Origin of the sequence: Paenibacillus polymyxa (genome assembly GCF_018614975.1) — a bacterium.
Taxonomy (GTDB): Bacteria; Bacillota; Bacilli; order Paenibacillales; family Paenibacillaceae; genus Paenibacillus; species Paenibacillus polymyxa_E.
Genome location: NZ_JAGGNR010000019.1, coordinates 44,778 through 61,188, shown reverse-complemented (window position 1 = coordinate 61,188; position 16,411 = coordinate 44,778). Strand labels below are relative to the sequence as shown.

Below are 16,411 nucleotides of genomic sequence, written 5' to 3'. Positions count from 1 at the left end.
TTCTTGAAATTTCCGATATATGGATTGGACTTTATTTCTGTCTAATTCTACAATCGATTTGTATACAAAATATTGTTTGTGGAGGTGTGCAAGGGTTGGTTAAGTACGTGTTGAAGAAACTACTATTTATGCTGCTATCGCTTTTTATACTCGCATCGCTGACTTTCTTCCTGATGAAGGCGATTCCTGGTGACCCTTTTACATCGGAGAAAAAAGTATCGCCTGAAATTCGGCTATTACTTGAACAAAAGTACGGACTGGATAAACCGATGTATGTGCAATATCTCAAGTATATGGGTGGTATTGTAAAAGGGGACTTTGGGGTTTCAATGAACTATCTCAACCAAAGTGTCTCTGACATGATTGTTCAGACATTTACAGCATCCTTAAAATTGGGTATATTTGCAATCATTATCTCCATTGTTGTTGGTGTGTTGCTGGGTCTTCTCGCAGCAGTGCATCACCGCAAATTGATTGATGATGTCACCATGGTCGTCGCTGTCATAGGTATTGCTGTTCCGAGCTTCTTGCTTGCGTCGTTACTTCAATATGTCTTTGCTTTCAAACTGGGCTGGTTTAACGTTATGGGCTTTGACGGACCACTTGATTACGTTCTTCCGGTTGCAGCGTTATCTGCATCTCCAATTGCTTTTATCGCTCGTTTGACGCGTTCGAGCATGCTTGAAGTCTTACATGCAGATTATATCAAAACAGCTAAAGCCAAAGGTCTGAAATGGCCTGCAATTATGTTTAAACACGTTGTAAGAAACGGTATTCTACCAGTAGTAACTTATGTTGGTCCAATGACAGCGAATATCATCACAGGTTCCGTTGTAATTGAACAGATCTTTAACATCGGGGGAATTGGTAAAGTATTCGTAGAGAGTATCACAAACCGTGATTACACTATGATCATGGGGATTACGATTTTCTATGGTATCCTCCTGATGTTGGCTCGTTTCTTTACGGATATCGCTTACGTGCTGATTGATCCTAGAATTAAGCTGGAAAGCCGGAAGGGGGCATAACGTTGTCTGGCACGAATAATAAAAACAATGAAACGGCGAACACTGACCTGACTAGTCAGGCAGCGGTTAAACCGCAAGAAAGTGTATCCCTTTTTAAAGATGCCATGTACAGACTTGCAACCAATAAGGCTGCAATGATTAGTCTAGGTGTATTGTTTCTTGTCGTGATTTTCTCTTTGATTGGTCCAACTTCTTTGTTTACTAGTTATAATTATTATTCCAATGATTTGTTGAATGCCAATGCAGCGCCGAGTGCGGAGCACTGGTTCGGTACGGACGAGCTTGGTCGTGACGTGTGGGTAAGAACTTGGGTAGGAGCACGTGTATCCCTTACTGTAGGTTTGGCCGCAGCCTTGATTGACCTTGTTATCGGGGTTATTTATGGAGCGATCATGGGTTTCTACGGTGGACGTGTAGATGGAATTATGAACAAGTTTTCCGAAATCCTCTACTCCTTGCCGTACATGCTTGTTGTAATTTTGTTGCTGGTTGTACTGGAACCAAGTCTGACAACGATTATCATTGCCCTTACCATCACAGGCTGGATCAGTATGTCATGGATTGTGCGTGGTGAAATTATGCAACTCAAAAACAGAGACTTTATTCTTGCTGCAAGGTCCATGGGAGCAAGCACAGGGCGTCAATTGTTCCGTCATTTGCTGCCCAATGCAATAGGACCGATTCTTGTAACATTGACGTTGTCTATTCCAAATGCCATCTTTGCCGAAGCGTTCCTGAGCTTCCTTGGATTAGGTGTATCTGCACCAAGATCTTCACTTGGTTCTATGATCAATGATGCACTTACAGGCTGGACGCTATTCCCGTGGCGGATGTGGTTCCCAGCAGGTCTGATGGTTCTTACAATGCTTGCATTTAACTTGCTCGGAGACGGTCTGCGTGACGCACTCGATCCGAAATTACGTAAATAGAAATAGGAGGTGGGATTATGGAGCCGATTTTAACAGTCAAAGACCTGAGTGTGTCGTTCTCAACACGTTCTGGTGAATTTGATGCCGTTAAAAATGTAAGTTTTGAAATTGGCAAAGGAGAGACGCTGGGGATCGTAGGTGAATCGGGTAGTGGTAAGAGTGTTACCGCCCAAACCATCATGAAATTGATTCCCTCCCCGCCTTCGAAGGTCAAAAGCGGAGAAATTACTTTTCACGGGCAAGACCTGCTGAATAAGACAGACAAACAAATGGAATCGATTCGTGGTAAAGATATCGGTATGATCTTCCAAGATCCAATGACATCATTGAATCCTACCATCAAAGTTGGTAAACAAATTACGGAAGTATTGCGCAAGCATCAGAACATGTCCAAACAAGCGGCGAATAAAGCGGCTTTGGAGATGCTGGAACTTGTAGGTATTAAAAATGCGGCTATTCGCATGAATCATTATCCTCACCAATTCTCTGGTGGTATGCGTCAGCGTGCCATGATTGCGATCGCGCTTGCATGTCGTCCATCCCTTCTGATTGCGGATGAGCCGACAACTGCACTTGACGTTACCATTCAGGCTCAAATTCTGGATGTCATGAAAGATATGCAGCAAAAGCTTGGAACGTCAATCATGCTCATTACGCATGATCTTGGTGTTGTAGCAGGTATGTGTGACCGTGTTGTTGTTATGAAAGAAGGCGAAGTTGTAGAAACAGGAACAACTGCTGAAATCTTTAGTAACCCTCAACATCCATATACGATTAAATTGCTGAATGCATTGCCTCGCCTGGACGAGCCCAAAAAAGAGAAACCAACTCCGGCTGGTATTATCAAAGGCAGCAATAAGCCTCTGGTACAAGTGAAAAACTTGAAACAGTACTTTAATTTGGGTAAAGGTAACATTCTCAAAGCGGTCAATGACGTAAGCTTTGATATCTTTGAAGGTGAAACACTTGGCGTTGTAGGCGAGTCTGGCTGTGGTAAATCCACAACAGGTCGTACCATTCTGCGTCTTTATGAGCCAACTGGCGGAAATGTTAACTTCAACGGAACGGATATCTACAAGTTGTCCCCGCGCAAAATGAAAGAAATACGTAAAGATATGCAGATGATTTTCCAAGATCCATATGCATCTCTTAACCCGCGTTTCAATGTTATGGATATTATCGGGGAATCCCTGGATATCCATGGCCTGGCTTCCAGCTCTAAAGAGCGCAAGAGACGAGTGGAAGAGCTGCTTGATCTGGTAGGTTTGAACCCAAGTCATGCACTCCGTTATCCACATGAATTCTCTGGTGGTCAAAGACAACGGATCGGGATTGCGCGTGCACTTGCTGTAGACCCTAAATTCATCATCTGTGATGAGCCATTGTCTGCACTGGATGTATCCATTCAGGCGCAGGTCGTTAAATTGCTTGAAGAACTTCAGCAACGTCTCGGCTTGACATACCTGTTTATCGCGCATGATTTGTCAATGGTTAAACATATCAGTGACCGTGTCGCTGTAATGTACATGGGTAAAGTGGTTGAGCTCGCAGAGAGTGAAGAACTGTATGCGAACCCTGTCCACCCTTATACCAAAACCTTGCTTTCAGCAATCCCTGTACCTGATCCGGAAGTGGAAGCGAACAAACGTCGCATCTTGCTGCCGGAAGAGCATATGAGTCCACTACAGAATGGATCTGGTGGTCCTGCAAATGACCCATACAACCTGGAAAATGCTCAATTAATTGAGGTTTCCAAAGGTCACTGGGTTGCAGAACCTTACGTATAACAGGAATATTAAAGCGATATGCTATTATTGATGTTTAAGTGCCGCCGACTCGTTCGGCGGTTTTTTCGTTTTTTAATTACTTTCTTTTGACGAAGCGGCCTTGAATTCGGTACAATTAAGAAAGGCTCTTTGAAGTAGAATAGGAGGCAGACCTCATGAACGGTATTACCGAGGCACTCCGCAGCGGATCAAGACTTGCAGAAGATTATATCTGTTCAAGAGATGCTGCGCGTGGCCTTTACGAGTATGACATTCGCTGGGAATCAGGACTTCAGGCGCGTGCCGAGTGGCTGGACCAATCGGAAAACACACGTATTGATCGTCGTGATCTGGCAGAGTATTTACGTATATATAATAAGCGGGTGAACGACCATGGAGAGGTTCATGCGTCCATCACACGTCTTGCAGAACAAGATGCACTAGTGGTTACAGGAGGACAGCAGAGCGGTCTGCTCACCGGACCACTGTTCGTCATATACAAAGCCGCCAGCGTAGTGGCAGCTGCGCGTGAAGCGGAAGAAAGACTTCAACGCCCGGTAGTTCCAGTGTTTTGGATTGCCGGTGAAGACCATGACTGGGATGAAGTTAATCATACGTATCTACCTGATCATCAGGGAGACATGAAAAAGGTCAAGTTACAAGGACGATTCGCAGGAAGGGATTCTGTGAGTAATGTTCATGTGGATACGCAGCAGTGGATGAATGTACTCGAACAGGTAGAACATCTGTTACCTGATACGATACATAAACCAGGATTGATGAAATGCATCACAGAGATCCATCAATCCAGTTCAAATCTGAGTGATGCATTTGCCCGGATGATATCTGCTTTGTTTGCCAGCAGTGGACTTGTTCTAATGGATGCATCAGATCCAGAGTTACGCAGGTTGGAGCAGCCCGTGTTTGAGCGGTTGATACGCAAAAATGAAGTGCTGCGCAGCGCATACACACAAGGAGCTTCGCTGGTACAACAAGCTGGTTATGCTATGCCTGCCGAAGTAGCGGAGGATGGAGCCAATCTGTTCTACATTCATGAAGGTACGCGACTGCTCTTGTTGTTGAAGGACGGGTTATATAGTGATCGCAAAGGTTTGGTTTCTTTCACAGAGGAGCGTTTGCTTCAGGAACTGGAAGAACATCCGGAGCGCTTCAGTAACAACGTATTGACACGACCATTAATGCAAGATTCCGTGCTGCCTGTAGCCGCTGTTATTTTGGGGCAAGGTGAAATTGCATATTGGGGTTTGACTCGGGAAGCATTCCGTCAGTTCGGACTGCAAATGCCGATTCTGTTGCCGCGGTTGTCCTTCACCATTATGGAAGATATTCATCACAAACGTATGAAACAATATGGACTTTCTTTTCAGGATGTTCAATATCATATGGAAGAAAAGAAGGAGCAGTGGCTCGCACAGCAGGAGACGTTCCAGGTAGATGAACAGTTTGACAAGGTTCAGGAAGCGTTTCTTGATCTATATGGACCGTTGCTAGATGAGATCGCGGAGATTCATCCGGGGCTGGAACGAATAGGCGATACCAATTTGAGTAAAATCAACGAGCAAATGCAGTATCTGAAACAGCAGACTCACAAAGCTATCGAAGACAAACATAATGTCAGTCTAAGGCACTGGAACGGCATTCAGAACTCCTTATTCCCAACGGGCAAACCACAGGAACGAGTACATAATGCACTCTTTTACCTGAATCGTTATGGCACCGAGTGGATCGATGAACTGATTAAGGCCTCAAGCGAATTCCTTGGAGAGCACAAGGTTATTGTACTATAGAGCCCTTTATAATAGAAGAAACACAAAAACGAGGAGGATATGATATGACTACACCTGCATTGCAAAACAGTATTGTTAAAGATATGGGACTCGCTTCAGAGGGGCACCTGAAAATTGATTGGGTAGAAGCACACATGCCGGTGTTAAACCGCATTCGTCGCCAGTTCGAACAGGATCTGCCCTTCAAAGGTTTGAAGGTTGCCATTTGTCTTCATCTGGAGGCGAAAACAGCTTACTTGGCAAAAGTGATTCAAGCGGGTGGTGCAGAAGTAACAATTACGCATAGCAATCCATTGTCTACACAAGATGATGTTTGCGCAGCATTGGTGGAAGACGGCGTTACGGTGTATGCGAAGTACAATCCGGAGCCTGCGGAATTCAAATCACTGCAACTGCGTGCGCTTGAGGTGAAGCCTGATCTCATTATTGATGATGGTGGAGACTTTGCAACCATTATTGCATCCGAGCGCCCTGACCTCGCAGCAACAATTCGCGGAGGAGCAGAAGAAACGACAACGGGTATTATTCGTCTGAAAGCATTGGCGAAAGAAGGCCAATTGAAGTTTCCGATGGTTGCGGTTAATGACGCATACTGCAAGTATCTGTTTGACAATCGCTACGGTACTGGACAATCTGCATTCGACGGGATTATTCGTACAACCAACTTGGTTATCGCTGGTAAAAACGTAGTGGTAGCAGGTTATGGCTGGTGTGGTAAAGGTGTAGCGATGCGCGCCAAAGGTCTTGGTGCGAATGTGATCGTAACCGAAATCGATCCAATCAAAGCAGTAGAAGCACACATGGACGGGTTCCGGGTCATGACGATGGTGGAAGCCGCCCAATTGGGTGATTTCTTTATCGCAGTTACAGGCAATAAGGATGTTATCACAGGTGAGCATTACGATGTAATGAAGGACGGAGCGATCCTGAGTAATGCAGGTCACTTTGATGTTGAAGTGAATAAACCTGAACTGGCTAAACGTTCCGAATCGATTCGCACAGTTCGTCGCAACATTGAGGAATATCGTTTCAAAGATGGTCGTAAAATGTACCTTCTTGCAGAAGGTCGTCTTGTGAACCTGGGTGCAGCAGATGGTCACCCTGCCGAAATCATGGATACGACGTTTGCCTTGCAGGCACTTGGTCTGCGTTATGTGAGTGAGAATTATGAAAACTTGGGTAAAAACGTTGTTAATGTACCTTATGATATTGACCAGCAGGTTGCCAGCTATAAACTTGAAAGCCTAAATATTGGCATCGACTCCTTGTCAGCTGAGCAAGAGAAATACCTGGATAGCTGGAAATTTTAAGCACTACCCAATAATTACAAGCTGATGAAATGATTCAATAGATATATAATGGTTTATTGGTGATATGGCTCATGTGTGGGTAGACATACGATTGCCCGTTTACGGGAAGCGTCTTTGATCCTGAATGACAGGATCAAGGACGTTTTTTTATGCTGAAAAATTAAAAAATCAAGTCATGCAAGAAGGGTTTTGATTTTTTTGTGCGAATCTATTATGCTTAGGTGGTGGAAAGTGGGGCAAAGTGGGAGAAACGGGTGAGGAGTGAGTGGGCCAATGTTTATGGGGGAGTTCCAACATAGCATTGATGATAAGGGTCGGGTTATCATTCCGGCCAAATTCCGCGAATCTCTGGGACCTTCTTTCGTTGTCACACGGGGTTTGGACCAGTGTCTTTTCGTGTACCCCATGGAGGAGTGGGGGGTCATGGAACAGAAGCTCAAAGCACTGCCATTGATGAAATCTGATGCACGTGCGTTTACCCGATTTTTTTTCTCGGGTGCAACCGAATGTGAACTGGACAAACAGGGCAGGGTAAATCTGCCGGGTAATTTAAGAGAGTATGCCAAGCTGGACAAGGATTGTGTTGTTCTTGGCGTGTCGAACCGGGTGGAGATTTGGAGCAAAGGCATATGGGAGAGTTATTTCAATCAATCCGAAGAAGCATTCAACGACATTGCCGAAAAGCTGGTCGATTTTAATTTTGATTTATAAAGTCAGGAGGGGTGCAGGTTGTTTCACCACATAACCGTACTCAAAGAAGAGGCAACAGAGGGATTAAACATCAAGCAGGACGGTATATACGTGGACTGCACTTTAGGCGGTGGCGGACATAGCTCCGTGATTGCTTCCAAGCTCGGTCCAGGGGGACGTCTGATCGCACTTGATCAGGATGATTGGGCTTTGGATAATGCTCGCGAGAAACTCGCTGCTTATGGAGAACGTGTAACATTGGTGAAAACCAATTTTCGAGATCTGGAACAGGTACTCAAGGATCTGGATGTACCAATGAAGGATGGTGCACCACAGGTCGATGGTATTTTGTACGACTTGGGTGTGTCATCTCCGCAATTTGATGAAGGAGAACGTGGTTTCAGCTACAATCACGATGCTCCGCTCGATATGCGAATGGACCAGGATGCAATGCTGACGGCCAAAGAGATTGTGAATGAGTGGCCAGAAGAAGAGATTGCTCGAATTTTGTATCGCTATGGTGAAGAGAAGTTTTCGAGAAGAATTGCCCGTGTTATCGTCGGAAAACGAGCGCAGTCTACCATTGAGACAACAGGAGAACTCGTGGAGCTGATCAAGGAAGGCATCCCGGCGGCAGCTCGCCGTACTGGTGGACATCCTGCCAAACGCAGCTTCCAGGCATTACGTATTGCCGTCAATGATGAGTTGGGTGCGTTTGAAGAAGGTTTGCATCAGGCTGTTCGTTGTCTGGCACCAGGAGGACGTGTATCTGTTATTACCTTCCACTCCCTTGAGGATCGGATATGTAAACAGATTTTCAGCAGTTATCTGGAAAAATGTACATGTCCACCCGATTTTCCATTGTGTGTATGCGGCGGCAAGGGGACCCTGCGTTTAGTTAACAGAAAACCGTTGATTCCAACGGAAACGGAATTGACCGAAAATTCACGTGCTCGTTCAGCCAAGCTGCGCGTAGCTGAGAAATTGTAGATCAAGAGTGGAGGAGAGAATCGGAGTATGGCATATACACGTGGTAATCTCGCTGTAAAAGAAAAAGTGTCCCAGGAACGTGTGACCCAGCAACGATACAAAGAAACGACCAAAGTGGTGACCCGTCGTACGGGTCTTCCGGCACGCGAGAAGATTTTGTATCTGATTACCCTTGTTGCAGTTATCCTTGTTGGAGGAGCCTTGATGTCTCGTTATGCTCAGATCTATGATCTGAACAAGCAGGCGCAGTCCACTATTTCGGATATCAAGGGGTATGAAAAGACGATTGCAGACCTGCAGGTGGAAAAAGAAACATTGAACAACCAGGTCATCGAAAATGCAAAACAACTGGGTTACGTTGAAGCTTCAGGTAAGGATGTCATTTATGTACCTCGCTCAACAAGTACGAAATCAACTGGTACTGAGTCGTCCTCAAATACAGCAAGCAGTAAGTAAAGAGGTGTTCCGATGATAAAAAGAATAAAGATGCGCACGTTGCTTATAGGGGGATGTATTACCCTCTTTTTTCTTGTACTCGTAACCCGAATCTTTTTCATTCAAGTTGTGAATGGCGGTAAATGGCAGGAACGGGCGGCTATTCTGATAGAGCGGGAACAGACGATTAAAGCTGCACGCGGAACGATTACGGATCGAAATGGTAACATTTTGGCTACTGATGCGCCTGCGTATACGGTTTCTGTTAATCCGTTATTAATTAATGAACTCGGAATTCAGGATGTTGTTACGGAGAAACTCTCTGCCCTTCTTGGGAAAAATGAGAGTGAGATGCGTGCTTTGGTCACAGCCAAAAATGCCAAGGATGAATTCTATCAGCAACGTGAAGTACGCAGTGAAGGATATAAGATAAGTCCTGAGCTTGCGGAAAAAGTCAACGAACTGCGTGAGGAATTACAAGAAGAGTACAAGGCTCGTAATGCAATTGTCATGGCTCAGGAGTCGAAGCGTTTTTACCCTGAAGAAACACTTGCTTCTCATCTCTTGGGATATATGAGCCGTGACGGGAAAGCTGTCAATGGACTTGAAGTCTCCTATGATGAAGCACTGACAGGCACAGATGGATATCTGAATTATCAGAAGGATGCCAAAGGCATTAAACTTCCGGATTCACAGGATAACTATCTGCCACCTCAGAACGGTAAAAACCTTACGCTAACCATCGACGACACGATCCAGTTCTACATTGAGGATGCAATGAAAGAAGCCGTTGCCAAGTATAATCCACTGAGTATGACGGTCATTGCAGCAGACCCGAGCACGATGGAGATTCTAGGCATGGCGAATTGGCCAACCTTTAACCCGAATTCGTATGGGAGTACACCTGATCAAAAGAATTTTATCAATCATGCTACGCAATCCATCTATGAGCCAGGTAGTACATTCAAAATAGTTACGCTGGCAGGGGCTGTAGAAGAAAAACTTTTCGACCCCAATGCAAGTTTCGAATCCAAACGTATGTATATCGGTGGTTTCCCAATTAGTGATAATGGACATGCCTATGGTTGGATATCTTATCTTGAAGGTGTCAAAAGGTCAAGTAACATTGCCTTTGTTAACTTGGGTTATAACATGCTTGGTGGTGAACGTCTGCGTCATTACATAGACGAATTCGGTTTTGGTAAAAAGACAGGTATTGATCTGCCGAATGAGTCAGCGTCACCGATCAAGCCACTTGTATACAAATCCGAGATTGCCACGGCTGCCTATGGGCATGGTCTTGTACAGGTAACACCAATTCAACAGGTTGCAGCCATCTCTGCAATTGCCAACGGCGGCAAATTGTTGGAGCCACATCTGGTGAAGGAGATCAAGAACCCGAATGATGGGACAACGGAAGTGATCAAACCTAAAGTGGTTCGTCAGGTGATTTCCAAGGAATCTTCCAAGCTGGTGAGCGGTTATCTGGAACAAGTGGTTGCAGACCAAACGATTGGTACCGGTCGTAACGCCTATATTGAAGGTTACCGTGTAGCTGGTAAGACAGGTACGGCAAGAAAGGTTGTTAACGGAGCATACAGCAAGTCAAAAGACGTTGTATCGTTTATTGGATTCGCACCCGTGAATAATCCGAAGATTGCTATACTAGTTGTCATTGACCAACCTGCCGGTACCAATATCGGGGGAGGAACTGCAGCTGCCCCTGTATTCAAAAAAATCGTTAGCCAAACGCTTCAATACATGGGAGTACCCAAAGATACAGCCAAAACTCCTGACAAAAAGTCAAAAGAAGTCTCTGTCGTGCAAGCCAAGGCGCCTGATCTGAGTGGCAAGACAGCCAAACAGGCCAGAAGCCAGCTTCTAGGCGCAGGTATTGCTTATGTGACTCTTGGTCAAGGTGATAATGTAATTCGGCAGTATCCGGTTGCTGGCGCCTCTATGAATCCAGGCCAACGAATCTATCTGCTAACTGAAGAAAGCAGCAAGATGAAGATTCCCGATCTAACAGGTGAATCTCTCCGTGATGCTCTTGAGGTACTTTCTCTCATGAAAGTGGGGGTTACAGTCAAGGGTGAGGGCTATGTCGTGAAGCAAACCGAGCAGGTCGCAGGTGAGCAGAGAACCGTACAGTTGAACCTGCAAACTGCCAAAGCTGCAGTGACAGGTATAGCCGATGAGGCTCCAATCTCTTCTGATCCGTCGTCAGAAGATGAAGTGAAGGAACAAGAAGCTTCGGGCGGAGAAGGTAAAACAGACGAAACAGATAACAACAAGGCTCCTGCCAATGAATCCGAATCCTCTGACGATCCAGCCACAAACGGAGCTTCGCTTCCTTAGGGAGCTCTGACAGCTTGTTCTAACCCCCGGTTGTCCTGAATATTCATGAATGGAACGAATGTCATGATTTTGGGACGAGTGGGGGGATCTTTTCGTGAAGGGATCAAGCGTAAATCTGCGGCGCAGATTGCTATGGAGTTTAATGATTTTAGTTTTGTTATTTTCGGCCTTGATGATCAGGCTTGCTTATGTACAGCTCGGGGAAGGCCCTGAATTGTCAGCAAAAGCAGAAGAATCCTGGCGGCGTAATATTCCTTACTCAGCCAAGCGAGGGGAGATCCTGGATCGAAATGGAACCTCTCTGGCCTATAATGTGACAACACCGACCATTATGGCCATTCCGGCTCAGGTTAAAGAAGCTGAAACGACAGCTAAAGCGCTGGCCCCATTGCTTGGGATGACGGAAGAAAAAGTGCTCGCAACCATCAAGAAACGAGAACTCATTGTACGACTACAACCCGGCGGCCGCAAAATTACGATGGAGAAAGCTCAGCGCATCCGTGATTTGAAGCTTCCGGGTATCGTTGTTGCTGAGGACAATAAACGTTTTTATCCTTATGATGATTTGGCTGCCCATATTCTTGGTTTTACGGGCATTGATAATCAGGGCTTAACGGGTGTCGAGAAGAAGTATGATGATAAGCTGAATGGTTTGAATGGCAGTGTGTCCTACTTGTCCGATGCGGCCGGAAGGCTAATGCCGGGCTCATCCGAGAAGTATGTGGAACCGAAGGACGGCCTTAACCTCAAGCTGACCATTGATAAATCCATTCAGTCCATCATGGAGAGAGAACTGGATCAGGCTATGGTGAAGTTCCAGGCGAACTCAGCATTGGCCATAGCGATGAATCCCAAAACGGGTGAAATCTTGGGGATGTCCAGCAGGCCGGGATACGAACCTGCCGATTATCAGCAATATCCAGCGGAGATATACAATCGCAATTTACCGATCTGGATGACCTACGAACCGGGCTCCACGTTTAAGATCATTACTTTGGCAGCAGCGCTTGAAGAGAAAAAGGTCAATCTGCAACAGGATCAATTTTTTGATCCCGGATATGTTGAGGTGGGTGGAGCCCGTCTGCGTTGCTGGAAAAAGGGCGGCCATGGAAGTCAGACCTTCTTACAAGTTGTGGAGAACTCATGTAACCCGGGCTTTGTGGCTTTGGGGCAGAGGCTGGGAAAAGAATCGCTCTTCTCCTATATTAAAGACTTTGGCTTCGGCACCAAAACAGGGATCGACCTCAGCGGAGAAGCCAGTGGAATTCTGTTCAAACTATCCAGAGTGGGGCCTGTCGAGCTTGCAACGACGGCTTTTGGTCAAGGTGTATCGGTAACGCCCATTCAGCAAGTAGCAGCTGTGTCAGCAGCCATCAATGGGGGTAAACTTTACAAGCCCTATGTTACGAAAGCCTGGGTCCATCCCGTTACGGGAGAAGTCATGGAAGAAGCCAAGCCGGAACTCGTTCGCCAAGTGATTTCGGAGAATACATCCAAACAAGTACGTGAAGCACTCGAGAGTGTTGTCGCCAAAGGTACCGGGCGTCCGGCATTCATTGATGGATACCGGGTTGGTGGCAAAACAGGTACAGCCCAGAAGGTTATCAACGGACGTTATTCCTCTACGGAGCATATCGTATCCTTTATCGGTTTTGCTCCGGCAGATGACCCTCAGATTGTGGTTTATACCGCAGTTGATAATCCCAAAGGTATTCAATTCGGAGGTGTGGTTGCCGCCCCGATTGTACAGAACATCCTTGAAGATGCGTTGCATTATATGAATGTCCCTGTTCGGAAGGATCAGGTCGCCAAAGAATACAAGTATGGTGAAACCAAAATCGTGACAGTCCCAGACCTGACAGGAGCTACAGTTGAAGATTTGTACGAAGATCTGAATATGAATTTTATGCTGGCGAAGTCTGGCAGTGGTAAATACGTGATTAATCAGGCACCTAAGCCTGGCGCTAGGGTAGATCAGGGATCAACCATCCGCATTTATATGGGGAATGTATTGAACGATGCACATGATCACACAAAGGATGAATAAAGGGGCTTAGGGGTAGTTTGAGGCTTCTAGCGCAACAAAATTCATCCAGGTGCGTTTCATTATTTGGTTGTATTGACGATATTAATAAATACAGACATATGTTAAAACAGAAGTATAATTGGAAAAGTGAGGTTATTCATGTGCTTTTAAAACAATTTGCATCGATGCTGACCACCGCCCGCCTTGTGGGCGAATCAAATACAGAATGCCAAAACCTTCAGACAGATTCCCGGCAGGTAAAACCGGGTGATCTGTTTATCTGTCTTCCGGGACATACGGTGGATGGTCATGATTATGCAGAAAAAGCTGTAAATGCCGGTGCAGTTGCATTGGTGGTAGAACGGCAGCTGGATCTGCCTGTACCACAATTGCTGGTGAAGGACAGCCGATTTGCGATGGCTGTTTTGGCAGATTTCTTTTTTGACTCGCCAAGCCAGAAGATGAATATGATTGGTGTAACGGGAACGAACGGAAAAACAACGACCACCTATTTGATTGAAAAAATCATGAGCGATTATGGACGCAAGACGGGATTGATCGGTACCATTCAAATGCGATATGACGGTCGTACCTTCCCGATGTCAGGAACAACACCAGAGGCGCTTGATCTGCAGCGTAGTCTGCATGACATGGTTCAGAAGGGTACGGACTGCTGTGTTATGGAAGTTTCTTCACACGCACTTGAACAAGGTCGTGTAAAGGGAACGAATTTCCGGACTGCGGTGTTCACTAACCTGACGCAGGATCATTTGGACTACCACCATTCCATGGAGGAATATCGTGGGGCCAAAGGCTTGTTCTTCGCACGATTGGGTAACGGATATACGGAAGATGCTTCACAGCGTAAATTCGCTGTCATCAATGCAGATGATCCGGCTGCTGCTTATTTCATCTCTGTGACTGCGGCTGAAGTCATTACATATGGCATGGGAGAAGATGCGGATGTACGCGCATCTCAAATTTCAATCACCTCTCAGGGGACTTCTTTCCACGTGGATACATTTGCAGGCAGCACGGATATTCGCTTGCGCATGGTAGGCAAATTCAATGTGTACAATGCAATGGCAGCAATCTCAGCAGCACTGGTGGAAGGCATTCCGCTGGAAGAGATCAAGCGTAGTCTGGAGACGGTTCCCGGCGTGGATGGACGTGTTGAAGGAGTGGACGAAGGACAGCCATTTGCTGTTATTATCGATTATGCCCATACACCGGATGGGTTGGAGAACGTGCTGAGGACGGTGAAGGAATTTGCCGAAGGACGTGTGATCTGCGTGTTTGGCTGTGGTGGTGACAGAGACCGTACCAAACGACCTCTCATGGGGAAAATTGCGGCAAAATATAGTGATTTCGTGCTGGTCACTTCCGATAATCCACGGACAGAAGATCCGTATCTGATTCTCCAAGACATTGAACAGGGCCTGATTGAAGAATCCGTTCCTGCTGAACGTTATACGATGACTGTGGATCGGCGCGAGGCGATTCATGAAGCTATTGAAATGGCAAGCCCAGCCGATGTAGTATTGATTGCGGGCAAGGGTCACGAGACCTATCAGATTATCGGCACAACCAAAACCGATTTTGATGACCGAATCATAGCCAAAGACGCGATAAGGGGCAAATCCAATTGATAAAAAGAACATTGGCACAATTGGCCGAGATGTGTGGAGGAACATTAAGTGACGTTGCCGCTCATGACAATGTAATGGTCGAAGGGGTATTTACCGATTCGCGTAAACCTCTGGAAGGCAGTTTATTTATCCCGCTAGTGGGTGAAAGGTTTGACGGACACGAATTTGTGCAAGCCTGTTTAGAGAAGGGGGCTGCAGGGGCGATCTGGCAAAAGGATCATGGTATTCCACCACAAGGAGCTGTCATTGTTGTTGACGACACACTTGTCGCACTGCAAGCACTCGCATCTGCTTATCTAACGGAGAATAAAGCGGCTGTAGTCGGCATTACAGGCAGCAACGGCAAGACAACAACGAAAGACATCGTGGATGCCATTCTCTCAACGACGTTCAAAGTGCATAAGACGCAAGGCAACTTCAATAATCACATTGGTTTACCACTGACTGTATTAAGTATGGACCCGGATACCGAGATTATCATTTTGGAGATGGGTATGAGTGGTCGCGGGGAAATTAACGATCTGTCGGTTATTGCGCAGCCAGATGTAGCGATTATAACCAATATTGGTGAATCTCATCTGCTTCAGCTGGGGTCCAGATTGGAGATTGCCAGAGCCAAAGCCGAGATTGCTGCGGGGTTGAAGCCTGGCGGGTTACTGATCTACAACGGAGACGAGCCTTTAATTGCACAAGTCCTTGAAGAGCCCAAAACGAAACAACCCAATGGATTGCAGCGGTTTACATTTGGTCTGCAAACCGATAATGATGACTATCCTACGGGACTTATGAATGCACAAAATGGAGTAGTTTTCACCACCAAACAGTCGGGAGAACATGCATTTACGCTACCTCTGCTGGGAACGCATAATGTCGTTAACTGTTTGGCTGCCTTAGCTGTTGCACGTCATTTTGGAGTGACTACGGAACAGATTGCCACGGGATTGTCTCGCTTGAAACTGACAGGCATGCGCATTGAGGTTACTCAAGGCGTTAGTGGTCTAACCCTGCTGAATGATGCATACAATGCAAGTCCAACCTCCATGAAGGCCGCAATCGATGTACTGGAAGGTCTGAAAGGATACCGCATGAAAGTGGCTGTGCTTGGTGATATGCTTGAACTCGGTCCTCAGGAGCAGGATCTGCATCTTGGAATTGGTGAGTATATTACATCTGCCAAAATGGACATGGTGCTCGTATATGGTCCGCTATCAGCACATATTGCTGAAGGAGCAAGAAAGCATATGCCGGCAGAGGCTGTGCATGCTTTTATAGATAAAGAAGAAATGACCCGTTATCTACTGGAGAAACTACATCCGAGAGACGTTGTCTTGTTCAAAGCCTCAAGAGGCATGAAGCTGGAGGACGTGGTCGAAGCACTACAAATAGCACCATTACAGAATCGAGTAGACTAGAGGGGTGAAC

Annotated in this window: 12 protein-coding genes; all 12 read left to right on the top strand. The window is 46.1% G+C overall.

Features of this window, described 5'->3' with window-relative positions; all coding sequences use genetic code 11:
- The first annotated feature begins 95 nt into the window (after window positions 1-95).
- Entirely contained in the window at window positions 96-1,028 is a 933-nt protein-coding gene (locus J7E78_RS17705) for an ABC transporter permease (protein ID WP_215077523.1), read from the top strand.
- A gap of 47 nt (window positions 1,029-1,075) precedes the next feature.
- Complete coding sequence (locus J7E78_RS17700; protein WP_397330592.1) at window positions 1,076-1,957, top strand: ABC transporter permease; 882 nt, start codon at window positions 1,076-1,078, stop codon at window positions 1,955-1,957.
- A gap of 17 nt (window positions 1,958-1,974) precedes the next feature.
- Entirely contained in the window at window positions 1,975-3,744 is a 1,770-nt protein-coding gene (locus J7E78_RS17695) for an ABC transporter ATP-binding protein (RefSeq protein WP_215077521.1), read from the top strand.
- A gap of 155 nt (window positions 3,745-3,899) precedes the next feature.
- A complete protein-coding gene (bshC, locus tag J7E78_RS17690) occupies window positions 3,900-5,531 on the top strand; it encodes a bacillithiol biosynthesis cysteine-adding enzyme BshC (RefSeq protein WP_215077520.1) in 1,632 nt (543 codons plus the stop codon).
- Window positions 5,532-5,575: 44 nt separating this feature from the next.
- The gene (locus J7E78_RS17685; RefSeq protein WP_215077519.1) at window positions 5,576-6,841 is read left to right on the top strand and encodes an adenosylhomocysteinase; all 1,266 of its coding nucleotides are present in this window, start codon (window positions 5,576-5,578) and stop codon (window positions 6,839-6,841) included.
- A gap of 273 nt (window positions 6,842-7,114) precedes the next feature.
- Entirely contained in the window at window positions 7,115-7,552 is a 438-nt protein-coding gene (gene mraZ / locus J7E78_RS17680; RefSeq protein ID WP_017687291.1) for a division/cell wall cluster transcriptional repressor MraZ, read from the top strand.
- Between the two features lie 18 nt (window positions 7,553-7,570).
- Window positions 7,571-8,521 (top strand): 16S rRNA (cytosine(1402)-N(4))-methyltransferase RsmH, encoded by a 951-nt coding sequence (gene rsmH / locus J7E78_RS17675; protein WP_036614882.1) that lies wholly within the window; start codon window positions 7,571-7,573, stop codon window positions 8,519-8,521.
- A gap of 27 nt (window positions 8,522-8,548) precedes the next feature.
- On the top strand, window positions 8,549-8,977 hold the full coding sequence (locus J7E78_RS17670; protein ID WP_215077518.1) for a hypothetical protein: 429 nt from the start codon (window positions 8,549-8,551) through the stop codon (window positions 8,975-8,977).
- A 12-nt stretch (window positions 8,978-8,989) separates the two neighbouring features.
- Window positions 8,990-11,314, top strand: a complete 2,325-nt coding sequence (locus J7E78_RS17665; protein ID WP_215077517.1) for a penicillin-binding transpeptidase domain-containing protein — start codon at window positions 8,990-8,992, stop codon at window positions 11,312-11,314.
- 94 nt (window positions 11,315-11,408) lie between these two features.
- Entirely contained in the window at window positions 11,409-13,361 is a 1,953-nt protein-coding gene (locus J7E78_RS17660; protein WP_036614879.1) for a stage V sporulation protein D, read from the top strand.
- A 140-nt stretch (window positions 13,362-13,501) separates the two neighbouring features.
- On the top strand, window positions 13,502-14,989 hold the full coding sequence (locus tag J7E78_RS17655) for a UDP-N-acetylmuramoyl-L-alanyl-D-glutamate--2,6-diaminopimelate ligase (RefSeq protein ID WP_311517648.1): 1,488 nt from the start codon (window positions 13,502-13,504) through the stop codon (window positions 14,987-14,989).
- Window positions 14,989-16,401: a UDP-N-acetylmuramoyl-tripeptide--D-alanyl-D-alanine ligase gene (locus tag J7E78_RS17650; RefSeq protein ID WP_311517650.1), complete on the top strand. Its 1,413-nt coding sequence runs from the start codon at window positions 14,989-14,991 to the stop codon at window positions 16,399-16,401. The genes J7E78_RS17655 and J7E78_RS17650 overlap by 1 nt, the downstream gene beginning before the upstream one ends.
- Window positions 16,402-16,411 lie beyond the last annotated feature (10 nt).

Coding starts and splice junctions, on each gene's coding strand:
- J7E78_RS17695 (WP_215077521.1), top strand. CDS start 1,975: ATGGAGCCGATTTTAACAGTCAAAGACCTGAGTGTGTCGTTCTCAACA.
- bshC (WP_215077520.1), top strand. CDS start 3,900: ATGAACGGTATTACCGAGGCACTCCGCAGCGGATCAAGACTTGCAGAA.
- J7E78_RS17685 (WP_215077519.1), top strand. CDS start 5,576: ATGACTACACCTGCATTGCAAAACAGTATTGTTAAAGATATGGGACTC.
- mraZ (WP_017687291.1), top strand. CDS start 7,115: ATGTTTATGGGGGAGTTCCAACATAGCATTGATGATAAGGGTCGGGTT.
- J7E78_RS17670 (WP_215077518.1), top strand. CDS start 8,549: ATGGCATATACACGTGGTAATCTCGCTGTAAAAGAAAAAGTGTCCCAG.
- J7E78_RS17665 (WP_215077517.1), top strand. CDS start 8,990: ATGATAAAAAGAATAAAGATGCGCACGTTGCTTATAGGGGGATGTATT.